General features: G+C 45.0%; 17 protein-coding genes and 2 pseudogenes. 12 read left to right on the top strand and 7 right to left on the bottom strand.

All coding sequences use genetic code 11. The features are described from left to right. The first annotated feature begins 42 nt into the window (after positions 1-42). The 6 genes and pseudogenes from QFZ78_RS11465 to QFZ78_RS11445 all read left to right on the top strand — a co-directional run bounded on the left by QFZ78_RS11465 (position 43) and on the right by QFZ78_RS11445 (position 5274). Positions 43-228: a hypothetical protein gene (locus tag QFZ78_RS11465; RefSeq protein WP_307547534.1), complete on the top strand. Its 186-nt coding sequence runs from the start codon at positions 43-45 to the stop codon at positions 226-228. After that, on the top strand, positions 179-2104 hold the full coding sequence (locus tag QFZ78_RS11460; RefSeq protein ID WP_307547532.1) for a hypothetical protein: 1926 nt from the start codon (positions 179-181) through the stop codon (positions 2102-2104). Before QFZ78_RS11465 ends, QFZ78_RS11460 begins: the two co-directional genes overlap by 50 nt. A 19-nt stretch (positions 2105-2123) precedes the next feature. Continuing rightward, complete coding sequence (locus QFZ78_RS38510; protein ID WP_373461022.1) at positions 2124-2309, top strand: hypothetical protein; 186 nt, start codon at positions 2124-2126, stop codon at positions 2307-2309. A 43-nt stretch (positions 2310-2352) separates the two neighbouring features. Beyond that, a pseudogene (locus tag QFZ78_RS11455) lies at positions 2353-3025 on the top strand ((Fe-S)-binding protein). Beyond that, positions 3012-4526 carry a LutB/LldF family L-lactate oxidation iron-sulfur protein gene (locus QFZ78_RS11450; RefSeq protein WP_307547530.1) on the top strand — a complete coding sequence of 505 codons (1515 nt, stop codon included), beginning with the start codon at positions 3012-3014 and terminating at the stop codon, positions 4524-4526. The pseudogene QFZ78_RS11455 and the gene QFZ78_RS11450 overlap by 14 nt, the downstream one beginning before the upstream one ends. Continuing rightward, entirely contained in the window at positions 4519-5274 is a 756-nt protein-coding gene (locus QFZ78_RS11445) for a LutC/YkgG family protein (RefSeq protein WP_307547528.1), read from the top strand. The genes QFZ78_RS11450 and QFZ78_RS11445 overlap by 8 nt, the downstream gene beginning before the upstream one ends. Before the next feature lie 186 nt (positions 5275-5460). Here the strand turns inward: QFZ78_RS11445 and QFZ78_RS11440 are convergent, their stop codons facing one another. Next, entirely contained in the window at positions 5461-6333 is an 873-nt protein-coding gene (locus QFZ78_RS11440) for an AraC family transcriptional regulator (RefSeq protein WP_307547526.1), read from the bottom strand. 214 nt (positions 6334-6547) lie between these two features. Continuing rightward, positions 6548-6811: a cupin domain-containing protein gene (locus QFZ78_RS11435; RefSeq protein ID WP_307547524.1), complete on the bottom strand. Its 264-nt coding sequence runs from the start codon at positions 6809-6811 to the stop codon at positions 6548-6550. Between the two features lie 245 nt (positions 6812-7056). Between QFZ78_RS11435 and QFZ78_RS11430 the strand changes: the two genes are divergently transcribed. Next, complete coding sequence (locus tag QFZ78_RS11430; protein WP_307547522.1) at positions 7057-7302, top strand: DUF5107 domain-containing protein; 246 nt, start codon at positions 7057-7059, stop codon at positions 7300-7302. Positions 7303-7733: 431 nt separating this feature from the next. On the opposite strand, the gene QFZ78_RS38505 is transcribed toward QFZ78_RS11430, so the two are convergent. Both QFZ78_RS38505 and QFZ78_RS11425 read right to left on the bottom strand, forming a co-directional pair. Next, complete coding sequence (locus QFZ78_RS38505; RefSeq protein ID WP_373460386.1) at positions 7734-7910, bottom strand: HEAT repeat domain-containing protein; 177 nt, start codon at positions 7908-7910, stop codon at positions 7734-7736. Positions 7911-8066: 156 nt separating this feature from the next. Further along, positions 8067-9182 (bottom strand): annotated as a pseudogene (locus QFZ78_RS11425) (HEAT repeat domain-containing protein); the annotation flags it as partial. Between the two features lie 272 nt (positions 9183-9454). On the opposite strand from QFZ78_RS11425, the gene QFZ78_RS11420 reads away from it, so the two are divergent. Then, positions 9455-10327 (top strand): AraC family transcriptional regulator, encoded by an 873-nt coding sequence (locus QFZ78_RS11420; RefSeq protein WP_307547517.1) that lies wholly within the window; start codon positions 9455-9457, stop codon positions 10325-10327. Between the two features lie 182 nt (positions 10328-10509). Here the strand turns inward: QFZ78_RS11420 and QFZ78_RS11415 are convergent, their stop codons facing one another. From QFZ78_RS11415 to QFZ78_RS11405, 3 genes are read right to left on the bottom strand one after another with little or no spacing between them, the layout of a single operon-like run. Next, entirely contained in the window at positions 10510-11652 is a 1143-nt protein-coding gene (locus QFZ78_RS11415) for a Ger(x)C family spore germination protein (protein WP_307547515.1), read from the bottom strand. After that, entirely contained in the window at positions 11649-12734 is a 1086-nt protein-coding gene (locus tag QFZ78_RS11410) for a GerAB/ArcD/ProY family transporter (protein WP_307547513.1), read from the bottom strand. Before QFZ78_RS11410 ends, QFZ78_RS11415 begins: the two co-directional genes overlap by 4 nt. After that, positions 12731-14230, bottom strand: a complete 1500-nt coding sequence (locus QFZ78_RS11405) for a spore germination protein (RefSeq protein ID WP_307547511.1) — start codon at positions 14228-14230, stop codon at positions 12731-12733. Before QFZ78_RS11405 ends, QFZ78_RS11410 begins: the two co-directional genes overlap by 4 nt. Positions 14231-14440: 210 nt before the next feature. Between QFZ78_RS11405 and QFZ78_RS11400 the strand changes: the two genes are divergently transcribed. The 4 genes from QFZ78_RS11400 (at position 14441) to hutI (ending at position 19868) form a co-directional block, all read left to right on the top strand. Beyond that, positions 14441-15634: a helix-turn-helix domain-containing protein gene (locus QFZ78_RS11400; protein ID WP_307547509.1), complete on the top strand. Its 1194-nt coding sequence runs from the start codon at positions 14441-14443 to the stop codon at positions 15632-15634. 205 nt (positions 15635-15839) lie between these two features. Further along, a complete protein-coding gene (gene hutG / locus QFZ78_RS11395; protein ID WP_307547507.1) occupies positions 15840-16832 on the top strand; it encodes a formimidoylglutamase in 993 nt (330 codons plus the stop codon). Between the two features lie 6 nt (positions 16833-16838). Beyond that, positions 16839-18503: a urocanate hydratase gene (gene hutU / locus QFZ78_RS11390; RefSeq protein ID WP_307547505.1), complete on the top strand. Its 1665-nt coding sequence runs from the start codon at positions 16839-16841 to the stop codon at positions 18501-18503. A gap of 81 nt (positions 18504-18584) precedes the next feature. Further along, a complete protein-coding gene (hutI, locus tag QFZ78_RS11385) occupies positions 18585-19868 on the top strand; it encodes an imidazolonepropionase (RefSeq protein WP_307547503.1) in 1284 nt (427 codons plus the stop codon).

Genomic DNA, 19868 nt, shown 5'->3' with positions numbered 1-19868 from the left:
TGAGATATGTAAGGTGACAGGACAAATTATCGGAGGTACAGCATGTTTACAGCGAACGAACTGGACTATTTAGAAAGCTTATCCGGGGTAAACCCGATTCAGCAAGATATCGACGCGTTTAAACAAAAAGGCGATTTAGAAAATCTCGAAGAAACTGGATTTAACTCGAGACAAATATTTGGACTTTTCCGAAGCGCGAATTCGTCAATTCGCCCCATGCTTAAGTGAATACGGGGGGATACTGGATCCAGGCGATGGGAAGGAACACGAATATGCAACCGCTGCATTTGTAAAAGCTGGGGCTATTCTACTAGCAAACGATCGCTGCAAGGATCTCAAAGAACAGATTTTGCTCGCGATGGATTGGGCCAGTACCTGTTTGGGAGAGAATAAAGTCCCTGACGATCATGCCGATTTCACTACGCACATGCTGGTTAGGGCGTATCAGCTTTTGGCACCGATAGTAGATAAGGAGCGGAGCGATAGCTGGAAAGCGAGTTTGTCCAACGTTGAGCCTGAGGTAACGTATTGCCAAACGGTTCGAAGTTTTCCAGACATTCGTACCATACGTAACTGGGCTACTTATGCCATGCATGGCGAAATGATGAGGCTAAATGAAGGGTTCACGGACTCTATGGCTTTCATTGTTAAGTATTTGAAACCGCAAATGCCGCGTTTTGCGCGTGAAGGGCTATACCGCGATCCGAATATTCCGGTCGCCTATGATTTGGCTGCGCGTCAACAGCTTAGCGGGTTATTAGATGCCGGTTATAACGGCGAATGGAAGACATTTCTAGAAAGGCAACTTCGCAAAGGTGCTCAAACGATGCTGTTTATGCAGTCTACCACCGGTGGAACGAGCTGCGGAGGCAGGAGTAACCAGATTATTTGGAATGAACTGACCTTTGCCAATCTGTGTGAACGGGAAGCCTCGCTTTATGCCAAAGAAGGAGATCAAGAATGGGCAGGTATCTTTAAACGAGCTGCACGCAAAGCACTACAATCCATTCTGCGCTGGATAGAGGATCCCACCCAATTTCGGTTGTTGAAAAATCGGTTTGATAGCGGGCTCCGAAACGGTTGGGAGTTCTATGCCTATTATTCGACGTACAGCTTGTATGCCGCTCAAATTGCAGCTTCATGCTTTGAAAGTGCTGACGAGAGCATTTCCGAAAAGGCAACACCGGCCGATTTGGGCGGATATGTAGTGCCAATTAAATCCTTCAACCGGATCTATGCCACTACGGGACCAGAGCAAGGTGCTTATCACCTCGTTATGGATACTGCCGCGCAAATGGGTCATGACGCAACCGGATGGGTGCGGCTCCATAAAGCGGAATATCTAGAGGAAACGGCGCTCTCGATGGGGATAGCTGGGCTCAACGGCAATATTCATTTGAATTATTTTGTGGCTAAACAAATCATTCCGCGCCCCCATACGCCAGCAGCTATAGGCTTGACATGGAGGGATGCACACGGTACGTGGCACAGGTTAGCTAACTATGGCAGAAGAAAGCATGAAACGTTTCATTCCTTGAGTGAGGACGGGGAGCCGACTAATCCTGAAAAGCTGCATTGGAATGCTTTGCTTGAAAGTGGGGATGGAAATAGCGATGTGCTATCTTTCAAACTACGCTACGAGTCTACGAGACTTCAGCTAATAAACGACATGGATTTGCGTTCACCGTATGAGGATCAACACCCAGTCATTTTACGTGCTATCGGTGATTTGATGCCAAGGCCTGGCATCGAGGGTGTAGCGGCGATCACGGAATCTTATCGCATTGCACACGATGGCGTGACAACGGCATGGTCGGTGGAGGCTGCAGAGGATACGGAATTATCCGCAATTGGTGTAACGGTTCCGGTGCTCGTGACGAACGGAACCGATGAGACGGTCATCCGTGTGGATGGGAATAAGCTTTTCGTCTTGTATTCGAATGCCATTTATGTTATTCAGCCAGATGGTGAAACTGGCGATGTCGAACTTGAGCTTCTTCCTGGGTTGATGCCGAATCGAAATGGCAACTATCGTCTCGCGCAATGGAGTAGCAAGGATGCTCAGAAGGAAATCAAGCTTCATTTCTCATTAGAGCAGGCTTAGATTTATAACCAACGATCGTTTGATTACTCATCTTGGTGAAGATCAACAAGCCTACAAGCAAACAGGTTGGCCAAATCTACCGCTTGATTATTTCCGATCCGATAAGTTCAGCTCACCACATGGCATTTGTGTCGATTCAAAGCACAATGTATATGTGGCGGAGTGGACGCAATTCGGCCGTATTACCAAGTTAGCTCGCATGTAACGAGAAGACCATTTGCTATCGCTTTAGGAAGGGAAGAGATCTCATGAAAGTTTCTCTATTCATCACATGTTTAAGCGACCTAGTATATCCCGTTGTAGGTGAATCCATGGTTAAGCTCTTGGCTAGATATGGAGTGAAATTGGATTTTCCTGGAGGGCAGACATGCTGCGGTCAGACAGTGATTTTGTCATATCGCCATCTGGTTCATGTACGAGTATGATCCATCATTACTATCCGAAGCTTTTTGAGCATGATCCTGTGAATTTAGTTAAGGCGAACCGTCTTGTTGAGAAAACGTACGAATTTACGCAGTTCCTCGTTCAAGTACTGGGTGTTTCCGACCTGGGAGCTATGTTTCCTCACAAAGTTACCTATCACCCGTCTTGTCACGGTAGTCGGTTATTAGGCGTAAAAGAGGAGCCAAAGCTGCTCATGCAGCATGTTCGTGACATGGAACTGGTACCACTCCCGCATGCGGAGGATTGCTGCGGGTTTGGAGGCACGTTTGCTGTGAAAATGTGTGATATTTCCGGTGCCATGGTGTCCGAGAAATCCGATCATGTATTGGAGACGGAAGCAGAAGTGCTGGTGGGTCTGGATATGGGATGCTTGATGAACATTGCTGGGATTTATCATACCGTGGAAAACCCGTGAAGGTCATGCATTTAGCGGAATTACTGGCTGAAGGAGTGAAGCTGGCGCATGAGCGAAAATAAAGGAAGCGGGACCGTCAAAGAAAGATCGAAAGTCGCTCTGAATAATGATTTCTTGCGAAATGCCGTAAAGTTCACGACCGAACGGCTCAAGAAAGGGAAGCTGACTGCAACGGAAGAACATGGGAACTGGGAAGAGTGGCGGGAGCGTGGTCGACAGATTCGTTTGCACACGATTGCTCACGTAGACTACTACTTAGCTCGATTTGTAGAAAATGCAAGAGCTCAAGGCGTTCACGTACACTTCGCTTCTGATGCAGCTGATGCTGTTCGTTTGACGATGCTAATTGCTGAACACAAGAAAGCCAAGAGTGTTGTGAAATCCAAGTCGATGGTATCTGAGGAACTGCATATGAACCATGCGCTTGAACAAATCGGGGTCGAGGCTATAGAGACGGACCTTGGCGAATATATAATCCAACTTGCTGGTGAAACGCCTTCGCATATTATCATTCCGGCTATTCATAAGAACCGGTATCAGATCGCTGAGCTGCTCTCTGAGGATGCGGGGGAGAAGCTCGCGCCTGACACCGGTATTTTGGCTGGTTATGTACGCAGAAAGCTGCGGGAGAAATTTCTGGAAGCCGATATCGGCATGACGGGATGCAACTTTGCCATTGCAGAGACGGGCTCAATCGTTCTTTTCGAGAATGAAGGGAATGCCCGGATGGTGAGCACCATCCCCAAAACGCAAATTACATTTATGGGTATGGAGCGTATCATCCCCACCTTGGACGATCTAGAAGTGATGGCGACACTACTCCCTCGTTCAGCTACTGGTCAAAAGCTAACGGTATATATGTCTGTCATATCGGGACCCCAGCGTGAGCAGGATGGGGATGGTCCGGAAGAAATGCACGTCATCATCTTGGATAATGGACGTTCCTTGCAGCTCGGAGACCCACAATTCCAGGAACTGCTTAATTGCATTCGCTGCGGCGCCTGCCTTAACGCTTGTCCGGTGTATCGTCATATTGGAGGTCATGCTTACGGTGGAGTGTATAGCGGACCCATAGGTGCTGTACTGACACCTGCACTGAATAAAAATGTCGACCAATGGGATGACATTGCAAGTGCATCGAGTCTTTGTGGGGCCTGTTATGAGGCGTGTCCAGTGAAGATTCCGCTGCACGATATGCTGGTTTACTTGCGTCAGCGTAAAGTGGAGCGCAGGGCGACCGATCTCGTGGAAAAAGCCGGAATGAAAGGCTTTAACTTGTTGATGTCAGATGCCAAGCGAGTTAAAGCATTAATCAAGTTTGGGCGCATTGGGCAAAAATTGTTAGTCCGTGATGGACATATTAAAGCCAAAATAGGCCCTTTAAAAGGTTGGAATTCGTATCGCTATGCGCCAAGCCTAGCAAAGAAGACGTTCAGTGAATCTTGGAAAGATATTGAGCAAGGATTGGAAGGCACATTGCCGGAGCTTGATTCGGTGATGAAAGCACGAATGGAGAAGCTTGTGGCTGCTCGTAAAGAGGGAGGAGGAAATCATTATGGCTAAATCAGATATGTCTTTTCTCCAGAAGCTAGAAGTAGAAGCACGCAAGGACCAGGCATCATTCTTCGAAAATATTGCTGCACGGCTAGGAAGAGCAAAGCCTTTGCAAAGTGCTCCGGCGCACAGCATGAAGGGGGCCCCTGAATTTTGGGATCTGGTGGATCTGCCTCTTGAAGGACGCATTCAATTATTTATGTCGAACTGGCATAAGGCTGGTGGCCATGCAAAACGATTGATAGGAATGGCTGAAGCCGAAGCCTTTATTGAACATTTCATTGAAGAGACACAAGCAAAGCACTTGATCATCCAAGATCAACCCGAGCTAGAATCCCTCGGAGCTGCACTTACGGATAAAGAAATTGACATCACGGTTTGGAATGCTTTCGGAGTTGATTGCGATGGCAAAGATGAACTCATCGCTTTCGCCGCAGGAGCCGACATTGGTGTTATAGCGGCTGAGCATGCAATTGCTTATACAGGTTCGCTTGTTATTACTTCAGCCCCGACTAGGGGAAGAAGTGTCAGCTTGCTGCCCACAACGCTTATCGCTATCATACCTGTGGAGCGACTAAAGACAAGTTTGGGTGAAGTGCTCCAGCCTTTCGATGATTTGGAAATGACGGACATGCCCGCAGGTATTCATTTTATCTCTGGTCCCAGTCGTTCCGCTGATATTGAGAATGATTTAACCATCGGTGTTCATGGCCCAGGTATTGTATATGCACTTATAATTGAATATAAGCCTTTATAAAAATCAATGCGCTAGGATCGGAAGCGGTTATTTTCAACAGTCTCGAGAATAGTATGGGGCAAAATAAACGGAGCCACGCGGGTCACTTCAGGGTTTGCGGGCTCCGTTTTACATTTATTTATGAAACTGTGCAATTCCTTTGTTGCAAGGTTCAAAAGAACCCTCCTTCATTGCTTCAATCCGTAATTACTTTTTCAAAATCGGTATCCATATTTCACTTTTAAAAGTTGGTGAGGTTACATCTTTATTCTCATTCCACAGGATTTCTGGACCTTCTATTGATTCATAGTTTGAGGATGGAAACCATTCGGAATAAATGCGTCCCCATACATTTTGCAGTGTATCAGGAAAGGGTCCGATTGCTTCGAATACAGCCCATGTTGAGGCAGAAACATCCAGCTGTGTTAGGTTATCTGGACACTCCTTCGTTGTTGCTACGCCAATATAGTGATCAAACTCCCCTTTTTCCTCCATCCTGCCCTCAGAAAAGTTTGTGGATGCACTAAGCAGTCCCATAGGCTCGACATTAGAAAGTTTTTTGAGGTTATTGATCGTTTCGCCATCTAAACTTTTCCACATAGACGCAATCTCCGGATTAACCCCGTTGAATTGGATAGGAACTCTTTTCTTAATTCCAACAATGCGAAATGCCTCTTTTTCTTCAATTCGATAGATCATTTCATTTCCTCCTTTGATAGATAACTGGAAGGTCATTGGTGGATAGGCTTTAAGTGAATGGCCATTATTTCTGGCTTCTGACGGTGCAATACCATGCAAATTTTGAAAAGCTCTTGCAAAAGAATCTGGTGAGTTGTACCCGTATTTCACTGCAATGTCAATGACCTTTACACTGCTGCCTTTAAGCTCAAATGCTGCAAGAGTAAGACGTCTACGGCGGATGTATTCCGATAGCGAAATACCTGCAAGAAAGGAAAACATCCTTTTAAAATGGTATTCGGAGCAGAAAGCCCTTCTTGCTATTTCTTTAAAGTCAATATCGTTCGTAAGATTTTCTTCCATATACTTTAAAGCACCATTCATGTTTTTGAGCAAATCCATTTATCTGACCTCCTTTATCAAAAGAATAGCAGGAATTGCATGTATCCATCCGACATATCGTGCACAATTATGTAGGGTCTATTCTTAGGTACATCGTTACCCTTGGAATTTTACGATATTCGCTCTCGTACAAATTGTACATTTTAATTAATGGAGCGATATGATCGCCATGCAAATGAAACCAGTGAATACTCCAGGGTGAATGGGAAGATGATCAGTAACGGTGCGGTATGCCTGCAGGTATTACAGCCAAATACCTGACTGATAGTTGCAGTGGTTTACGGTTTTCAAACTCGATCCATCCTTCGCCATCTGTGCAATAGATAACAATATGGGCGTTGCAGCCGTCAGAACGTTCCCGATAATGGTACTGGGCTCGCGGAAATACGCCGATATCGCTGATATATAGGTTCTTGGTCAATTCCGATTGCTCTAATTCTTTCACAATATATTCGGGCATGACATGAAGCAATTCCACTTGGAAGCTCTCAGGCTTCATAATCGTTTCATAAATCTCACACCTCTAGTTGAAATAAGAATATCGTCCATCATAAACTGCATTTCGTCAATTGGCAGAACGAAATCCTAGAAGTAAATTAGAGATATAATCTAGCAGGAGGTCATCCAATGAGGAATGAAAAGACAGATTGAATAGCTCAGCATAACATTCAAGCGGTTCGAGTATGGGATGAAGCAGTTGAAATACCCACTTACGGAATCGGAGTGCCCAATCCAAATCCAATGTTCTTGAAAAAAACGGGTGTATCAAGGAAGCTCGGCCGCGTCTATCCGCATCCTGTCATTGATAAAATAGAAGATGAGAAAGTAATGAAAAGCTATCGACTGGTTATTCTTGAAAACGAATATGTTCGAATTGAAATGATGCCTGAGCTCGAAGGACGGATCTATCGCGCGCTGGACAAAACGAATCATTTTGATTTCAGAAGACACGGACTCCTGGCATGCTAGTCGGTCGAAGAGCGAGTAGGCGCTATCGCCAGATTAAACCGGATATGGTATCGAGCTATATCTATTATCATTATCAAAAGCAAGAAGAGTCACCTGACAGCTTTAATCAGAGCTATGCGTAAAATGTCGCGAATGATGTGATTTTTGCTTGATGAATATCGAAGGCTATCAAATCCTTACTTCCATTGGATAAAATCCAGTGGAAGTAAGGAGTTGACAGCCTGGAAGCCAATTCCATTGGAATATTTCCAATATAAATGCGAATTTTGAAGCATGAGAGTCGATTCTATTGGAAAATCACCAATGGAATTATTAATTCCATGCTGAATACGATTCGAATGTTCCATAAGTTCAAGAGAACCTAAAGGGCTGTCCTCAAGTAGATTATTACCTACTTGTAGAACAGCCCCGCTGAGTTCGTAATCGGGTCCTTAAAAAGTACTGACTTTACTTGTATCCGGACACCAGCGGGAAGTGCGGTAATATCGAATCAAGATATCGACCGCTTCCTCCGTTCGCAGATGGGTGAGTGCTTCCGCTGCATAAGCTCTGACGTAACGGTCTTTGCTGTAAAGCGCTTGCTCCAAGGAGCGGACAGCTTCCTTCACATCGCCAGCATTACCGGTGCGCAGCAGTGAAAGTGCTGCAGTATATCCGACCTTGTTGGTAATGTATGGCTGATTGCTTACATACGACTTTTTGGACTCCGTATTATTCGATATTGAAGCATCTTCAGTTTCACAAAGTAGAGAATCCTTCAATACTTTCGCTAATGCCGAAACAACCTGGTCACCTGCATTTTTGAGCATACCTAATGATTCAACCGCATTCCGGCGTACCCATTCGCTCTGATCCTGCAAGCTCGAGATCAGCGAGGGCACAACGTCACCTTCGGAAGATCCTATCATCCCGAGTACGAAAACCGCCAAAGCTCTTCGCTTCTCATCCTCATGCTTCAAAACACGGAGAAGCTCGGGAATCGCCTCAATGCCAGCTCCTTGCAATCCGTAAGCAGCCCGTTCCGCTGTCAGGCTCGACCCCTCCGTTATTTGCTTGATCAGCATTTCGATCCCTGGAGTTCCAAGTTGTCCTAGCGCATAGGCGGCATTCAAAGCGGTCGTTTCCACTTGATCGTTTAATAAAAACCCTAGCAAGGGAGCACAAGAAGCCGCTTCTGCTCCGATGCGCCCCAATTCGTCCGCTGCCCGCCCGCGTTCGGTCGGGTTCTCTGACTCAAGCTCTTGCCGTAATGCCAACAATCGCTCCTCAGTCGTTGTCGTGCCAACCTGCTTTGTTGTAGGTTCTCCGCGTAGCCAATCCCATACGTCTTGCCATAAATTAAAATGAGTAGCGGGTGTTCCTTCCGGCACAATCATCTCCCTGCTTTGATGATTCCAGCTCGGAAACTCCGGTGCGCTTAATCTGAGAAATTGAAATTTAAGCATATAACGATCTAGTTCTGATATATTAAGCGAAGCTCTATGCCACAAGTCGAAATGCACGAGTACCATAGTACCCGCCTTGCCTGTGGGCAGCAGTGTCTCACCTTGGTCTCCGAGAAATTTTTCGTAGTATTGGGTGCCTGGCATGATCGCTGTAGGCCCTAAATCTTCGGTAATATCATGGGTATAATAGAAAATCATTGCCCACCAAGGTCGATGGCTGCGCATGGAAGACCAATAGCCGTCTTTGTGCCATTTTCCGCCACCCGGTGTCTGATTTCCCGGTTGGTTGTAATGACAGTGGCGATGTGGATGCATGTAATAGTCTGAACCAAGTACACTGCTTAAGGCTCCCTTGACGATTGGCGTATCGAACAGCTGCTGAATGTCCGGAACACGGGGGAGAATGTTGTTGCCGGGGTTGCCTTCATTATGCATAACATGATTGATCTGGTTCATGATGCTCAAATGAAGTTGATGAGGCATGTCGTTCTGAAGTACAAGATATCCTTTGCTAATAAATTGCATCATTTGCTCATCTGTCAACAAATACTTGGTATCTAACATGTTAAATCCTCCTTAGAAATCTTCGTCCTTACTTAAAAATACTACAGTATTCGGTTTATTTTGTATTTGCAAAATCGTCAATTATTTGTACAATCGTCATATCAATTACATTTTAATTTTTTCGAATAAGGTGGTGATCATGGATGGATTTCGCCGACTTACATCCTTATGTGTACTTTGCAACCCGGTACCCATTCTCCAAAGGACAGACTAGCAAGAATCGGATCTGTTATGCCTCCTCCCTATATTTGATCAGCGAGGGAAGAGGTGTCATTCACACCAATGGTCGCACTTATGAAACGGTAGCCGGCTCTCTCGTGTACATACCAGCAGGGCAGCCCCATCATTGGGTTGCCGACAGCCAAGACCCGATGGTCCACATCTGCTGTTATTTCGATTGGTATTACATAGATCGTAGGGCCGAATTCACCCACCCGAGCATGATCTGCTATGATGCAGCCACGCTGGTTTCTACCCTGATCGGACCTGCATTTCCTTATTCTTTACCCGAGCATGTGAAAGTGGAGAAGCTGCGGCTGTGGATAGATTTATTCGAGAAGTTTTATACTAACAATTACTATACAAACGAGAGGACTTACGTTCGCAGCTTAAAGATCCAGAGCAGCTTCCAGCAGTTTATCGAGTTTTTTCTCACTTTTGCCCTGAAAGAGGAGCATATCCCCAATCTCCGCATGTCCAAGTTGCTCGAGCGATTGGATCAGGATCTGGTACAAGGAAATCTGCAGCCTTTGGAAATCTATTACAGAGAGCTGCGCATTAGCCGTGGTTACTTTTTTGATTTGTTCAAAGATGCAACCGGATTGACACCAACCCAGTATGTCATCCAATTCAGGATCAATCGGGTGAAGGACGACCTCCTCTTTACGAATCTGAACATCACCGAGATCGCAGACAAGCACGGATTTTCATCTTTGCATTATTTTTCGAAGCTATTCCGCAAGATAAACGGTCTATCACCACGGGAGTTCCGAGAAATGAACAGAGACGGTCTATGACGAATGAAGACGAAAGAAGCACGAGAAGGGCAGCAGTTGCGGCGTAAAATGGTGCGAATGATATGACAACAGCCGGTTAGGAGTCAAGCGACTCTTAACCGGCTGTTGCACTTTCAGCGACTTACTCGATTCCGATGATTTGGAAATGATGGACATGCCCGCGAGTATACCTTCCCATACGTTCAGTTGATGACACCTGTACTTGTTATGTGGACTTGAATACTAGGCTTCAACTTCACTTCTTTGTATTTGTTCTTCCAGTCGATGTTTTTCCACAGCTCAGAGTGATTTACTCTCAGCTTTCTGCCGATTCCAAGAGCATCGCAGTTCGCTTCTAGCAATTTGTTTGCGACACCTGCTGCTTGTGTGTTTAGTGATGCAGATAATTCTTGATTTAGCTGCTCGCGGTCGATTTTTTGGCCCATACTGCTTGGGGAGCTGCTAATGGCACCGAAGAGGTCAACCTTAATTGAACATTCAATTTCCTGCGTATTTTTATCAACAGAAACTTCGAATGATCTCTTTAATTTACGTACTTCAAATGAAATCACATTAGTCTCCAACTTTTTAGGCTTGCTCTGTCCAGAGCTCTGATGAATTGGAATATCCATGAATGCATGTTTGTTTAGCTTGTCTTTTAGAAGCAATAAGATTGTACTGCTTTCCCGCGACAATGTCACTCCGGTATATTTGTCTCCATCAAATAATCCGATACTGTCAACGATTAGGGCTTTATCCTTAATTCTACGAATCATAGGCAGCACCGTATCTTCACCAGGGTCAGAGATTTGACTCCATAAGGAGTACAGAGTTTGCTCTGGAACAATCGTTGTTTTCTCTGCTCCATTAATCATTTGCTTAATGCCAAAAGCGACTGGACTCTTCTCTATTTTTTTAAATGATAGTATTTCAGAAGCTAATCCCGTACTTATTAAAATATTCGTTTTCAGATACCCTTTAGGATTCCGGTAGAAGGTCTCCAAAGGGAGCATAATCCCTCGTCTCGCCAGATCTTCCCCAATGATCATAACATGAGTCTTGCTTGCTTCAATGGTACCTGGAAGCATACTGTCAATCGTAGAACCAATTTTGAAAACGGAATCCCCGGTTGCTTGCATGACTTCATCCTTCACATCGAATTGTCCGCCGCCTTTACTCTCCAAAATGATAGCTCTAACAGTCCCACTAATTTGGTTATCTTTAGCAGCATCAAGGCTTATCCCATTTACCATCTTTTTAGTAGTTAAATATTGAATGTCCCAGCACCCTGTTAGGATCATTAAAAGAATTCCTAGACAAACCGTAAGAAAAAGTTTTACTCTCATGTTGACCCGACCTTATTATTATTTTTTATCAGGAAGGATATCATCCACAACAAAATTGGAATTGCTGCAATCATAATCAGGTATCCATATTCAAACCATTTACTGAATAAATCCAAATTTTCCAATTTGGATAGATACCAAGCAAATAGATAGATAAGAACCGCACTGATCCATACCATCTTTCGATAAGAACTTTGACTTGCAGTTAGACTTTTTCCGGCTATGCATAGGTAAGAAACGATGGTGGAGGTCATTGGAATAATCCAAATCGTCAAAAAGATCAGATCTAAGCGGTCAAACAGTTGATAAGTTAATCCTTTAAAAATAAACAAAACGGGTTCATTCACCTGTTGTAACGCTTTAGGACTAAATCCGATCAGGCAAATGAATACAAAATACGTATAAAATAAGGTAACAAAGCAATTTGCTAATGAGATTACACTAAGCAAACCTCTGGGACTTTTTTGTACGTGGGCGGAGAAATAGAGGATCACCTCAAAACCGAGCATTGAAAAAAAAGTGCTTTCACTTCCCTTGAAAATTTGCGCACCACCTGATTCACCTATTGGCAAAATGTTAGAAAAGTGCATGTCATTCGAAAAGGTTAAAAAACTGATCAGGAGCAACAAAGCGAATAGTACGGAAGTTAATACAAAAAATCTTGCAATGACGCGCAAATTTTCCGTAGCCAGATAAACACTGGTCCCTATGATGAGCAAAAGTAGAACCCAACCAGGAGTAAGTGAGAGCATCCAAGTATGAACTAATTGAATATAGAGTGTACTCGCATATCCAGCTATAACAATAAAAAAAACATAATAAAGGAGGTTTAGAGCTTTACCCATATAAGGTCCAAGCATTCGAACCGTAATTTCTCTTAAGGTGTGATTTGGAAATTTTTTGAGCAGATGCCAGTACACGAAAAGCAATAGCTGAATGGCGACCCCTGCGATAAGAACCGAGATCCAGGCATCTCCCTTAGCTGTGCTCTGAATTTTCGAAGGCAAGGATAAGAGACCTATTCCAATTTGCGTCTTGATGATCAAAAAAAACAATTGGAATCTGCTTATCGTAGGATTCAAGAGCGTTTCCACCTCACGAAGAATGACTGTTTACTGTGGCCGGGTTCTGCATTTTGTGGGACTTTATTGAACCTCCAAATAGGAAGTCTTAGAAAAATATCTTTTACACCCTCCTTACCATAATAAGGACCAAATGGTTCGAAATAAGGTATCCCTAATGTCTCTATTTTGCAAAGGTGAATAAAGATGATCATCATCACGATGGAAATTCCAAAAAAACCAAACAAAGATGCGGCAAGCATTGTCGGAAACCCTAAAATTCTCAAGCTGGTGCCTAACTCGTTTAGCGGAGTTACAAAAGATGCAATCGCCGTCAGTCCGATGACAACGATCATTGTATGAGAAACCAAATGGGCTTCCACTACGGCTGTGCCAATAACTAATCCCCCTACAATACCAATCGTTTGGGCAATGGGTGATGGCAACCGGATTGCAGCCTCTTTCAGCAATTCAAGAATGATTTGCATGACGATCGCCTCCAAGATAGGGGGTAATGGAACGTATGTTAATGAAACCTTTACGGAATATAGAATTCCGATCGGAAGCACTTCGGAATTGTACGACACGGTAGCAATATAGATCGCGGGTAAAGAAATGGCCAAAATGAAACTAATTAATCGAATCAACCGAAAAAATGATCCTGTGGTCCATCGGTTGTTGTAATCATCAGGAGATTGATAAAATGCAAAAAAAGTGATGGGAAGAACCAAAACACTGGGGCTGCCGTCAACGAGAATATTAATTTTTCCTTCCATTAAATAAGAAACAGCTCGATCCGGCCGTTCGGTCTGAATGGATTGAGGAAAAGGCGAAAATGGGTGCTCTTCGATCATCTCGTTAATAGTACCAACGGAATACAAATAATCAAGATCGATAGTCTTAATCCTTTTCTCACATTCTTCAACGATAGTTGGAGCAGCTATGTTATCCATATAAATCATAGCTACCTTCGTATTCGTAACATTGCCTAAAGTAAAGTACTTTACCTTCAATTTAGGACTTTTGATTCGATTGCGGAGTAAATAAATATTCGTGCTTAAACTTTCTATAAAGCCTTCATGCGATCCCTGAATGATTTGTTCGCCTTTGGGTTCTTCGATAGATCGGCCTTGTGATAGCGCGGCTAGCATCATGATCGCGGCGGAATCATTCTCGATGACCATCATGCAAAAACCATTCATTAATAATTTTCCTATTTGAAGAACATCGGAAGATTTCGTGATTTCGATTGATGTCACGATTTGTTCAACAACGCCTGAGTTTGTTTCCAACAAAGGCTTAATAATATTGGATTGAATGAACTCGGCCTTTACAAGGGATTCAACGTATAGCAATGCGCAAGATTGATTGTTAAATACGAGCTTATGAATTTTTAGGTCCTCAGTATGTGATAAATGTTCCCCAATCTGAGCAATTTTCAGTTCGATATCTCCAGACTCTAACTGGATTGTCTCTGTTTCCGTGGGTGTTTGGATTCTATTTTTAAAGTGTTTCATGTCACTATCACCCCGCCGTTAATAATCATTACCTATTATTAACAACTACGCTCGTAATTATTTTCATAAATATGGGGTATTGCGGAAAATATCGTAAAGGTTGTTGAAGTCATGATAGGTGAGATAGAATAAAATAACATGGAAGCGGTTTTCTCTGAAGTTTAGGAGTAAAACGGCTTCTTTTTTAAGATAGGGGGAGGTGATTAGACCATGAAATTGGATACGGCCCAAGCTTCCTTTTCGCAACTTCTCATATCCGGGACGTTAATCCATGAAGCGGATTTTGATGAAATGCGTGAGCGGCTTGGCATCGAACCGCGGCCCCAAGTCGTTATCGTTTTATCCATCGACCGTTATACCGATTTGGCTTTAGACAAGTCATTGCAATGGAGTATTGAGATCGGGCAGGTGCTGGTGGAAGCGATTTTTGAGAGTATCACCTTGCCATTCCTGTGGGTATGGGTAGGAGAAGGCGTATTAGCTGTATTATTGGAACTCCAATCGGTTCAACCCGTAGAACCGTCCTATAAGCAAGTTACGTATGGCATGGTCCGGAAAATTCAAAACTTCGTAGATGCGAAGGGCTTTTCTGTCTCAGCTGGAATAGGCACCTATTACGAAGATCCTTACAAGCTTCATCTTTCCTACAGCGAAGCCAAAGAATCATTGATCGACCGTTTCTTTCAAGGAAACCGGATGATTTTTCAATATGAAGGACAAAGAAGCATTCAGGAAGAACGTGCAAAGCCGGTGACCCACGAAGAGAAAATCGAATTGCTGTCACGTGTCCGAATCGGCGATGAAGAAGGTTCGATTGCTTATTTGGTCGAGTTATTAGAAAGTCTTTCCCGATCGTATAAGCACAATATTGATCTATTTAAGTCAGAAGCCTATGATCTAGTACTCTCTTTGTCAAGAATGGTTGTCGACTTAGGCGGTAATGCTTCTGAAATTTTATCTGAAAATGCAAGAATGCTTCAAGACTTGTACAGTACCATTCGGTATGACAAATTTGTTAAAAAGCTGTGCGCATACTGGAGGAAGCTAGCCAAGCAAGTGTCGGACGATCATGCCCTAGAGGTGTCCCCTATTGTGCGATCCGCCATTGTCTATATAAGAGAGCATCATCAAGACAGAATGTTATTAAAAGAAATTGCCCAGCATTGTTACTTGAGCACCCATTATTTTGCCCATGTATTCAAGAAAGAAGCGGGAGTAAGCTTTGTCGACTTTCTAAATAAGGTTCGTATTGAGAAGGCGGTTTATTTCTTAGAGAAAACGGAATTAACCATGCAAGAGATTGCAGCGAGAGTCGGTTTTCAGGATGCGAACTATTTTGCAAGGAAATTTAAAATGATTATGGGGTGCAGTCCGACGGACTATCGGTCATCAGCCCAGTGCTAGTGTTATAGGAATAATCACTTTAAGCCAACCCTATTAGGGGTTGGCTTTTAAGCGTTTTCATAAGAATGATCCGTTTAAGGTTAAACCGTAATATTGTGCTACCTTTCCGCAAATTCGGCTAGATTCAGATGCTCCTATTTTAAGTATGATGGAGTCATAAGAACAAACAAACATTGTTTCATCAACCTACAGGAGGGAAGCAGCTTTGAGACAAATTGAACTGCTGAATCCGCCAGAATTCGTACGAAACTCCAATTGGCGGGATCGATTCGAGACCAAGGTATCCCAGTGGTTGACCCCTTGGGAAGGCGAGGAAGAAGTCCAAGTCGGTTTCATCGGTGTTCCGCTTTCTAAAACGTCGATCAGTATTTCAGGCGCTTCGATGACACCGAATGCATTACGGGAACTATTTACAAATGTTACAACATACAGTATCGACCACGGTGTCGATTTGCAGGAATTACATGCACGTGATCTAGGTGATATTCAGATGCATGTGACGGATCTGCTGCGCTGTCATGCCAATATCGAACAAGGGCTGAAGAACATTTATGCCGCAATGCCTCATTTGTTTCCGATTATTGCTGGCGGCGATCATTCTATCACTTGCCCCTCAGTGAAAGCGATTAAGCACCATGTCGGTGGTAAGGTGGGGATCGTTCAACTAGACTCCCACATGGATGTCCGGAATCTGGAGGACGGTGGTCCTTCCAACGGAACGCCAATTCGCGGGTTGATCGAATCGGGCACGGTTGAAGGCCGCCATATTGCACAAATCGGACTTCACAGCTTCGCCAATTCAAGAGCGTACCATGAATATGCCATGGCGCAAGGAATCACCCAATATACAGCGCGACAAGTTGCCAAGAATGGGATCGAATCCTTGGTGAAACAGGTGCTGGAGGTTGCCGGTGACGGGACGGATGCTATCTATGTAACCGTTGACATGGATGTATTGGATCAAGCTTATGCACCAGGTGTGCCAGCGCTCGTTCCAGCCGGAATGACCTCATGGCAGCTGTTGGAAGCCGTATTCCTATTAGGGCAGCATCCTAAGGTACGAGGCTTTGATATTGTTTGTGTAGATCCAATGCAAGACCCCCGCAGAGCGACGGTTAGGACTGCCTTGCATGTCATATTGACTTTCTTGACGGGATATATGAAACGAAATGAATTCGAACACAACATAGAGGAGTGACTATTCATGGAACAATCAACCAAACGTACGATTCGAGCAGCGCACGGAACGAAGCTAACAGCAAAAGGTTGGCAGCAGGAAGCTGTCCTGCGTATGTTGATGAACAATCTGGACCCTGACGTAGCAGAACGTCCGGAAGATCTCGTCGTTTACGGCGGAATCGGCAAGGCTGCACGGAACTGGGAGTCTTATGACAAGATCGTAGAATGTTTAACAAACCTGGAAGCGGATGAAACCCTGCTAGTACAATCCGGGAAACCGGTTGGTGTATTCAGAACACATTCGCATGCGCCGCGGGTTCTCATCTCCAACTCGGTCATTGTTCCGGCCTATGCCAACTGGGAGACGTTTCATGAACTTGATAAACAGGGACTTATGATGTACGGACAAATGACGGCTGGCAGCTGGATTTATATCGGTACGCAAGGCATCTTGCAAGGGACCTATGAGACTTTCGCTGAGGCAGCTAGGCAGCGTTCGGGAGGCACATTAAGAGGTACCTTGACATTAACGGCTGGACTTGGCGGTATGGGCGGTGCTCAACCACTCGCCGTAACGATGAATGATGGCGTGGTCATCGGTGTAGATGTAGATCCAACCCGTATTCAACGCAGAATCGACACTCGTTATTGTGACGTCATGGTTTACGATCTGGATGAAGCTTTGAGGCTAGCGAACGAAGCGAAAGCTGAGGGAAAAGCACTCGCTATTGGGCTAGTAGGAAACGCAGCAGTGGTTTTCACAGAATTTGTGAAACGGGGAATTGTGCCTGATTTCGTAACCGATCAAACATCGGCCCACGATCCGCTTAACGGATATGTGCCGGTCGGTTATTCATTGGAAGCTGCGGCTGACTTGCGTAAAAACGATCCGACGCAGTATGTGAAGCTGTCCAAAAAGTCGATGGCTGCGCATGTGCAGGCGATGCTTGATCTTCAAAAACTGGGGTCAACCGTATTTGATTACGGCAACAACATCCGCCAAGTGGCTCTTGATGAAGGGGTTAAGGATGCCTTTAACTTCCCTGGTTTTGTTCCGGCTTACATTCGTCCGCTCTTCTGTGAGGGAAAAGGACCGTTCCGTTGGGCGGCATTGTCCGGTAATCCGGAAGATATCTACAAAACCGATGAACTTGCTTTGAAACTGTTCCCAGAAAATGCGCATCTGCGTAAATGGATCGAATTAGCAAGAGAAAAAGTTGCATTCCAAGGTTTGCCAGCTCGTATTTGCTGGTTGGGGTATGGGGAACGGGCCAAGATGGGGCTAGCTATTAACGAAATGGTGCGCACTGGAGAATTATCCGCGCCGATCGTTATCGGACGTGATCATCTGGATTGCGGGTCCGTGGCTTCTCCAAACCGTGAGACCGAGTCCATGAAAGACGGCAGTGATGTTGTCGGTGACTGGGCCATATTGAATGCGCTTGTGAATACAGCATCAGGTGCTAGCTGGGTTTCCGTCCATCATGGCGGCGGCGTAGGCATGGGGTACTCGCTGCACGCAGGTATGGTCGTAGTTGCGGACGGTTCCAAAGAAGCAGACGAAAGATTAGCCCGCGTCTTGAACACGGACCCTGGAATGGGCGTCATCCGTCATGCAGATGCCGGTTATGAGATTGCCATTGAAACGGCGAAGGAACGCGGCGTTCGCGTACCGATGATGGGCATTTAATCAGTAATGAATATATAAAATGAATGATGATAACTCGCAGCAAGCCCAATCGGGCTTGCTGTATTTCGAGGGGGAGAAACGATGGAGAACAATCGAATTGACCTGCTGATCTATAACATTGGTACCCTGATCACCATGCAAGGAACTCAGGAACCACGCCGAGGCGGTGAAATGTCTGAGGTTGCGGATGTTCGAAGGGGAGCTGTGGCAATCAGAGACGGTATCATTGTTGCAGCGGGATCGGGAGAAGAAGTTTTGGCTCAAATCGGTGAACTGCCGGTAACTCATAAGTATGATGCTGAGGGTAAGCTTGTTACCCCGGGACTTATTGATCCTCATACCCATTTGGTTCACGGCGGATCTCGCGAGAATGAGCTAGCCTTAAAGCTGAAAGGCGCTTCTTATTTAGAAATTTTAGCTCAAGGCGGCGGTATTCTCAGCACAGTCCGTTCAACCCGTCAGGCTTCGGAAGAAGAGTTGTACGTAAAGGCTAAGAAAAGCTTGGATACCATGCTTTCTTATGGGGTTACCACAGCTGAAGCTAAGAGCGGATATGGTCTAACTCTGGATGATGAGCTTAAGCAGCTCAGAGTCACTCGCAAACTCAATCAAGAACATCCAGTAGATTTGGTATCTACTTTCATGGGTGCTCATATGGTGCCAGAAGAATATAAGGGCAGGTCTCAAGAATTCGTTCAGTTTATCATTGAAGAAATGCTTCCCGAAGTGAAACGTCAGGGACTTGCTGAATTTTGCGATGTGTTTTGTGAGCATGGCGTATTTTCTGTGGAAGAATCAGAGCAAATCCTGTTGGCCGCAAAAGTGATGGGCTTCGGCTTGAAGATCCATGCGGACGAAATTGAGCCGATGGGCGGCGCGCAGCTTGCCGGCAAACTGGGCTGTATCTCTGCCGAACATTTGATAGCTGCTTCAGATGAAGGATTGGAAGCGATGAAGCGGGCTGGCGTCATTGCCGTCTGTCTGCCGGCCACTTCTTTTAATTTAAGGCTGAAGCATCACGCCCGTGCGCGTAGGATGATAGAAATGGGACTCCCCATAGCTTTATCCACGGATTATAATCCGGGTAGTTCGCCAACGGAATCTATGCAGCTTGTTATGACGCTGGGCTGCCTGAACTTAGGGATGACGCCGGAGGAAGTTCTGACGGCTGTGACCATCAATGCGGCTCACGCGATCGGAAAAGCGAATACAATTGGCAGTTTGGAAGCGGGCAAACAGGCCGATCTGGTTATTTTCAATGCGGATAACTTGGCCTATCTGCCTTATCACTTTGGGATCAACCATGTCCATTCCGTATTCAAACAAGGAAAAATGGTGGTCTTGGAGGGAAAACGGATTCATTAA

Origin of the sequence: Paenibacillus sp. V4I5 (assembly GCF_030817255.1) — a bacterium.
Lineage (GTDB): Bacteria > Bacillota > Bacilli > Paenibacillales > NBRC-103111 > Paenibacillus_E.
Note: the sequence above shows the minus strand (reverse complement) of the source record. Positions and strands in the feature narration are given on the sequence as shown.